This is a genomic window from Bradyrhizobium altum (genome assembly GCF_020889705.1).
In the GTDB taxonomy this organism is placed as follows: domain Bacteria; phylum Pseudomonadota; class Alphaproteobacteria; order Rhizobiales; family Xanthobacteraceae; genus Bradyrhizobium; species Bradyrhizobium altum.
The window spans coordinates 1-7,017 of the sequence record NZ_JACMYP010000365.1 but is presented as its reverse complement, the minus strand read 5'-3'; the positions used below and the strand labels follow the sequence as shown (position 1 = coordinate 7,017).

The window sequence follows — 7,017 nt, the reverse complement described above, 5'->3', positions numbered from 1 at the left end:
AGCCTGCGGCCGCAGCGAAGCCTCCGGTGTCGCGCGGCAACCCGGCCGCGGCCAATGCCAGCGTGAACGCCCCAATGGCGCTGGTTCCCGGGCAGGCTGACGCAGCCCCGGCCGCGCCTCCGACCCGGGTTGCATCTAACACGACCGCCTCCGTTGGTGGCGGTGGATATCTGGTCCAGGTGTCGTCGCAGAAGAACGAGGCGGACGCACAGTCGTCCTATCGGACGCTGCAGGGCAAATACCGCAGTGTACTCGGTTCACAGCCTTTGGTGGTGAAACGCGTCGATCTCGGGGAGAAGGGCGTCTATTACCGCGCCTTTGCCGGCCCGTTCGCGTCGTCGGAAGAGGCGAACCAACTGTGCCGGAGCCTGATGTCGGCCGGTGGGCCGCAGTGCCTCATCCAAAGAAATTAAAGGCCGTTTCCTTGACCCGTGAGCTGCATACGGCCTAATCGGCCGAATGACCAACCGCGCATTCATCACGGGCGTATCCGGGCTGATCCTCAACGACGCTGAACGCGAATTCATTCGCGCCGAGCGGCCATGGGGCTTCATCCTGTTCAAGCGCAACATCGAGAGCCCTGCCCAAGTGGCCGCTCTTGTTGGGGAACTCAGGTCGGCGGCCGGCAGGGCCGACGCGCCGGTCCTGATCGACCAGGAGGGCGGGCGGGTGCAGCGGCTCGGACCGCCGCATTGGCCGGTCTATCCGCCCGGCGCGAGCTTCAGCGCGCTCTACGACATCGACCCGAAGCTCGGCCTGACAGCGGCCCGGCTCAGCTCACGGCTGATTGCGGCCGACCTGATCGATCTCGGAATTACCGTCGATTGCCTGCCATTGGCCGACGTTCCGGTGGCGGGCGCAGATGCGGTGATCGGCAATCGGGCCTATGGAACCGAACCGGACAAGGTCGCGGCGATCGCCCGCGCGGTCACGGACGGGCTGGAACAGGGCGGCGTGCTGCCGGTTCTCAAGCATATTCCCGGCCATGGCCGCGCCACCGCGGACAGCCATTTCCGGCTTCCGACGGTCGATACCGCGAGAATAGAGCTGGAACGGACCGATTTCGCCGCGTTCCGGCCGTTGGCGGACCTGCCAATGGCGATGACTGCACATGTTGTGTTTAGCGCGCTGGACCCCGTCCATCCGGCGACGACTTCTGCGACAATCATCGAACAGGTGATTCGCGGCCTGATCGGGTTCCAAGGTTTGTTGATGAGTGATGACGTGTCGATGAATGCGCTGGCCGGATCAATTGCCGAGCGGACCCGCGCCATCGTCAACGCCGGTTGCGACATGGTTCTGCACTGCAACGGCGATATCGACGAAATGCGCGAGGTCGCGCGGGAGACGCCGGAACTGGCCGGCAAGGCGCTTGAGCGGGCCAAGGCGACGCTCGCCGCGCGGAAGCAGCCTGAGCCGCTCGACCGGCAGGCGGCACGGGCTGAACTGGATGCGTTGTTGGATCGGGTAGGGACGGCATGACCGCTGAAATTCTATCGTTTGAGACCGGGCGGCCGGCGGACCTCGCCGAGGGCGAACCGGCGCTGGTGGTCGACGTCGAGGGCTATGAGGGCCCGCTCGACCTGCTGTTGACGCTGGCGCGGCAGCAGAAGGTAGACCTGTCGAAGATCTCGATCCTTGCGCTCGCCGACCAATATCTGTCGTTCATCGAGGCTGCGCGCAAAATCCGCCTCGAGCTTGCCGCCGATTATCTGGTGATGGCGGCCTGGCTTGCCTTCCTGAAATCGCGGCTGCTGCTGCCCGAGCCGCCGAGCGCAGAGGGGCCGAGTGCCGAGGAAATGGCGACCGCGCTCGCCAACCGGCTGCGCCGTCTGGAAGCGATCCGCGAGGCGGCGAACCGGCTGATGAACCGGCCGCAGTTCCAGCGCGATATCTTTCCGCGCGGCAATCCGGAATCGATCGCCGAGATCAAGCATCCGAAGTTCACCGCGACCTTGTACGACCTGCTGTCGGCCTATGCGACACAGCGCGCCTCGCGCGTACTGACTTCAGTGCATCTGGCGAAGCGGACGGTGTGGTCGCTGGCGGAAGCGCGCGCCTCGCTGGAGCGGCTGGTGGGCCTCGCCGAGGACTGGAGCTGCCTCGACGAGTACCTGATGAACTACGTCGCCGATCCCAAGCAGAAGGCCACGGTGTTCGCATCGAGCTTCGCTGCTGCCCTCGAACTGGTTCGCGAGGGCGAGATGGAAATCAACCAGAAGCAGGCGTTCGCGCCGATCTATTTCCGAAAGCGTCAAGCGCAGGCCGTAATGGCTGCGCCGGACCTGTCGGTTGAGTAAGTGGAAGAAGGAGAGCAAGCCCATGGCAAGCTTGGCGGAAGTGCGCAGAGACGAGCCCGAGGAGGAGGTTTCTCCTATGGATCATCCGGTAGCGCGTCCTGAGGAATTGCGGCTCCTTGAAGCCCTGTTGTTCGCATCGGCCGAGCCGATCGATCAGGCAACGCTGGCAAAGCGGATGCCCGACGGCGTCGATATCAAGGTGGCGCTCGCACAGTTGCAGGCGGAATATGCGCCGCGCGGCGTCAACCTGGTTCGGGTCGCCAACAAGTGGACGTTCCGCACCGCCGGCGATCTGTCGTGGCTGATGACGCGCGAGAGCACCGAGACCCGGAAGCTGTCGCGTGCAGCGATCGAGGTGCTGTCGATCGTCGCCTATCACCAGCCGGTGACCCGCGCCGAGATCGAAGAGATTCGCGGCGTGGTCACGTCGAAGGGAACGATCGACGTGCTGCTGGAGACCGGCTGGATCCGTCCGCGCGGCCGCCGCAAGACGCCGGGCCGTCCGTTGACCTTCGGAACCACCGACGCCTTCCTGTCGCAGTTCAGCCTGGAAGCGCTCGGCGACCTGCCGGGGCTCGAGGAGCTGAAGGGCACCGGTCTGCTCGACTCGCGCCTGCCGACCGGCTTTTCCGTTCCCTCGCCATCGGATGATGCGACGCTGCGGGAGGACGAGGAGCCGCTCGAGCCCGGCGACACCCTGGAACTGTTGCTCGCGCCGGCCGTCGAGCCGGAAGCCGCGGAACCGAAGACCGACAGCGAAGCGGTTGCCGAGGTCGAGGCTGCCGAGCTTGGGACTGCCGAGGTTGAAACGACAGCCGAGGCCGAAACCGACCTCGAAGCGGAAGTTGCCGCCGAGGTTGACGCGGCCGAACCTGACGCTGATGAGCCGGACGAGCGCATCGACCATGCGGACGATGACGACGGCGCCGAGGAGAAGGGCGAATAGCCCGGAATATTCCCGGTTAAGCCTAGCAATATTACGTAGCCGCGACAGCGATTTGCCGCGGCCGAGGTCCTTGTTTTTGACACCCCGCGGGCCTAACTTCCGGCAAAGTTCAGGCCGGTCCGCCGGCCATTTCTGGAGGGTTGCAGGATGGGTTCGCTGAGCATTTGGCACTGGATCGTCGTGATCGCAGTGGTCCTGCTGCTGTTCGGACGCGGCAAGATTTCGGACCTGATGGGTGACGTCGCCCAAGGCATCAAGGCCTTCAAGAAAGGCATGCAGGACGACGACAAGGTCGCGGACAAGCCGGAGTCCACCAAGGCGATCGACCACAATGCGGCGCCGTCGGCCGCGCGCCAGGATGTCGGCAGCAAGGCCGTCTAAGGCGCCTGTACTGACGCATATTTCGACGTTTTTCTTTGCGCGAAACGGTGACGCCGTCGCTCGGAAGCGCTATGGACGCCGATTGAGAAAAGGCGCCGGCAGCCCCACATCCTGCTAGGACCAATGGGGCCGATGGCGGCGCGCTTAGGCGGAAAAATTCATGTTCGATATCGGGTGGAGTGAACTGGTCGTCATCGCGGTCGTCGCGCTGATCGCCATCGGCCCGAAAGAGCTGCCGGGCGTGCTGCGCATGGTCGGGCAATGGATGGGCAAGGCGCGGAAAATGGCCTCCGAATTCCAGGGCCAGTTCCAGGAGGCCATGCGCGAGGCCGAGATGGCCGACCTCAAGAAGAGTTTTGACGAGGTCAGGGAGGCCGCAACCGGCATCGCCAGCGGCAATATCATGACCTCGCTGCACAAGGACGTCAGCGACGCCCTGCAGATCGACAAGCCGGTCGATGCGCAGGTCGCCTCCGCGATCGACGCACCGGTCACTCCGACAACACCCGCACCGCCGACACCGGAAACCTTCGTCGAGGCCGAGACGCACGCTGCCGCCGGCGAGCCGCTCGCGATCACCAGCGAGGTGAAGCCCGAGCCGGTGCCTGGGCAGGACGAAACGCCGCCACAGCCTGACGTGCTCAAGGACGCGAGGGCGTCATGAGCGCCGAAGATATCGAGGCCAGCAAGGCCCCCTTGATGGATCATCTGATCGAGCTGCGCTCGCGGCTGATCAAGGCGCTGCTCGGCTTCGGCGTCGCTTTCATCATCTGCTTCTTCTTCGCCAAGCAGATATTCAACGTCCTGGTCTGGCCCTTCATCTGGGTGGCAGGGCCGGAAAATTCCAAATTCATCTATACCGCGCTGCTCGAATATTTTCTGACGCAGCTCAAGCTCGCCCTGTTCGGCGCCGGCTTCATCTCGTTTCCGATCGTCGCGACGCAGATCTACAAGTTCGTGGCGCCCGGGCTCTACAAGCATGAGCGCAACGCGTTCCTGCCTTATCTGATCGCGACACCGGTGTTCTTCGTGCTTGGCGCGATGATGGTCTATTTCGTGGTCTTCCCGATGCTGACCCGCTTTTCGCTCGGCATGCAGCAGTCGGCCGGCACGGAGACGGCGCAGATCCAGTTGCTGCCCAAGGTTGGCGAGTATCTCTCGCTGATGATGTCGCTGATCTTCGCCTTCGGCATCGCGTTCCAGCTGCCGGTGATCCTGACGCTGCTCGGCCGCATCGGCATCGTCACCTCGAAGATGCTGAAGGAGAAGCGGCGCTACTTCATCGTGATCGCCTTCATCATCGCCGCCGTGCTGACGCCGCCCGATGTGCTGAGCCAGGCCTCGCTCGCGATCCCGCTGCTCTTGCTCTACGAGGGCGCCATCATCTCGGTCGGGATCGTGGAGAAGAAGGCCACTACCTCGAGCGCGCCATCGGCGACCAATCCGGCCGAGTAGGGTGATTTCGTCACAGATCCGGGCGTGATACCCCGCGAAAGCGGGGTATCCAGTACGCCGCGGCTTCTCGGCGACACACTGACGTCTCTGGAATACTGGATCGCCCGCCTTCGCGGGCGATGACACTTGTGCTAGTTGAGGCACGCCGCAAACGTTGACATGCAACGTTATCTTGAAGCGCGACGTTAGGACTCCCCGCCATGCACGACATCAAAGCGATCCGCGACAACCCGACAGCCTTCGACGCCGGCCTGAAACGCCGCGGACTCGGGCCCCTGTCGCCGTCGCTGCTGGCGATCGACGAGAAGCGCCGTGCCGCGATCCTGGCCTCCGAGCAGGCCCAGGCGCGGCGCAACGCGGCATCCAAGGAGATCGGCGACGCCAAGAAGGCAAAGGACGAGGCGCGCGCGGCCAAGCTGATGGCCGAGGTCGCAGAACTCAAGACCACGATGCCGGAGCTCGAGGCTTCGGCGAAGTCGGCAGATGAAGAGCTGACCAAGGAGCTGTCGTCGATTCCCAATTTGCCGCTCGACGAGGTGCCCGACGGCACCGATGAGCACGGCAACGTCCAGCACCATGTGTTCGGCAAGAAGCGCGACTACGGCTTTGCACCGAAGCTGCATGATGATCTCGGCACCGCGCTCGGATACATGGATTTCGAGGCGGCGGCGAAATTGTCCGGCGCGCGCTTCGTCGTGCTGAAGAAGGGGCTGGCGCGGCTCGAGCGTGCGATCGGGCAGTTCATGCTCGATTTGCACACCGGCGAGCACGGCTATGCCGAGATCAATCCGCCGCTCCTGGTGCGCGACGCCGTGATGTTCGGCACCGGCCAGTTGCCGAAATTCGAGGACGATCAGTTCTGGGCGATCAAGGGCGAATTGCTCGCGGCGCCGAATGCCGATTTGCGCAGCGAGCGCCTCGGCCTGATTCCGACCGCGGAAGTCTCGCTGACCAACCTCGCGCGCGAGTCCATCCTCGACGAAAAAGACCTGCCGATGCGGCTCACCGCGCTGACGCCGTGCTTCCGCGCCGAAGCCGGAGCTGCGGGACGCGATACGCGCGGCATGATCCGGCAGCACCAATTCACGAAGGTCGAATTGGTGTCGATCACGACGCCCGAAGCCAGCAAGGACGAGCTCGAGCGCATGCTGTCCTGCGCCGAGCAGGTGCTGCAGAAGCTCGATTTGCATTATCGGGTGATGACGCTGTGCGCCGGCGACATGGGCTTTTCCGCGCAGAAGACCTACGACATCGAGGTGTGGATGCCGGGGCAGGGCGATGGCGGCGCCTATCGCGAGATTTCGAGCTGCTCGGTGTGCGGGGATTTCCAGGCGCGTCGCATGGACGCGCGCTATCGCGGCCCCGACGGCAAGCCGCGCTTCGTGCATACGCTGAATGGCTCCGGCACGGCAGTCGGGCGCGCCTTGATCGCTGTGATGGAGACCTACCAGCAGCAGGACGGCTCGATCGCGGTGCCCGATGTGCTGCAGCCCTATATGGGCGGGCTCAAAGTCATCGAGCACGGCATGTGAGGCGAGGGCCAGTGTGATGCCGCTCCATCGGGACATCCACTGGCTTGGTCGACAATGGGCCGTCACGGGCCACGGTCTGCAGCTGATCAATCAGAAGCAGATGGGCTATTACGACATCGAGGCCGCGCGTTTGTGGGAAGCCCGCGTGACCGAGATACAATCGAAGGTCTGGATCGACAGGCCCGATTTCGACAAGGCGTTGGAGATCGCGCGCGGCAAGTTCGCTCAACTGGCGCCGGCCGATCTGCCCGCGCCGGCAGCCGTCGCGTCGCCGCCTCCTCCGGTCCGGGCTATGCCGCCGACCGCGCCGCGTGCTCCGCTTGACGCGGAATCGGTGCCCTCGATCGAGGAGCTGCTGGCGAGGCTGAAATCGAAATCGGCTGCGGCCGCGCCCGTCGTAGAG

8 protein-coding genes and 1 pseudogene are annotated in these 7,017 nt (G+C 64.4%); all 9 read left to right on the top strand.

Features of this window, described 5'->3' with window-relative positions:
- The coding region (locus H8B02_RS43605) for an SPOR domain-containing protein (protein ID WP_229171956.1) at positions 1-413 on the top strand (413 nt) is incomplete at its 5' end.
- A gap of 46 nt (positions 414-459) precedes the next feature.
- Positions 460-1,482 (top strand): beta-N-acetylhexosaminidase, encoded by a 1,023-nt coding sequence (gene nagZ, locus H8B02_RS43600; RefSeq protein WP_229171955.1) that lies wholly within the window; start codon positions 460-462, stop codon positions 1,480-1,482.
- Positions 1,479-2,300 carry a segregation and condensation protein A gene (locus H8B02_RS43595; protein ID WP_229171954.1) on the top strand — a complete coding sequence of 274 codons (822 nt, stop codon included), beginning with the start codon at positions 1,479-1,481 and terminating at the stop codon, positions 2,298-2,300. The genes nagZ and H8B02_RS43595 overlap by 4 nt, the downstream gene beginning before the upstream one ends.
- A gap of 76 nt (positions 2,301-2,376) precedes the next feature.
- Positions 2,377-3,246, top strand: coding sequence for an SMC-Scp complex subunit ScpB (scpB, locus tag H8B02_RS43590; RefSeq protein ID WP_312001552.1), 870 nt, complete (start codon positions 2,377-2,379; stop codon positions 3,244-3,246).
- A 147-nt stretch (positions 3,247-3,393) separates the two neighbouring features.
- Positions 3,394-3,627 carry a twin-arginine translocase TatA/TatE family subunit gene (locus H8B02_RS43585; RefSeq protein ID WP_050400528.1) on the top strand — a complete coding sequence of 78 codons (234 nt, stop codon included), beginning with the start codon at positions 3,394-3,396 and terminating at the stop codon, positions 3,625-3,627.
- A gap of 160 nt (positions 3,628-3,787) precedes the next feature.
- A complete protein-coding gene (gene tatB, locus H8B02_RS43580) occupies positions 3,788-4,291 on the top strand; it encodes a Sec-independent protein translocase protein TatB (protein WP_229171952.1) in 504 nt (167 codons plus the stop codon).
- Positions 4,288-5,082, top strand: coding sequence for a twin-arginine translocase subunit TatC (tatC, locus tag H8B02_RS43575; protein ID WP_229171951.1), 795 nt, complete (start codon positions 4,288-4,290; stop codon positions 5,080-5,082). Before tatB ends, tatC begins: the two co-directional genes overlap by 4 nt.
- Before the next feature lie 200 nt (positions 5,083-5,282).
- A complete protein-coding gene (serS, locus tag H8B02_RS43570) occupies positions 5,283-6,614 on the top strand; it encodes a serine--tRNA ligase (RefSeq protein WP_229171950.1) in 1,332 nt (443 codons plus the stop codon).
- Positions 6,615-6,714: 100 nt separating this feature from the next.
- A pseudogene (locus H8B02_RS43565) lies at positions 6,715-7,017 on the top strand (hypothetical protein); the annotation flags it as partial.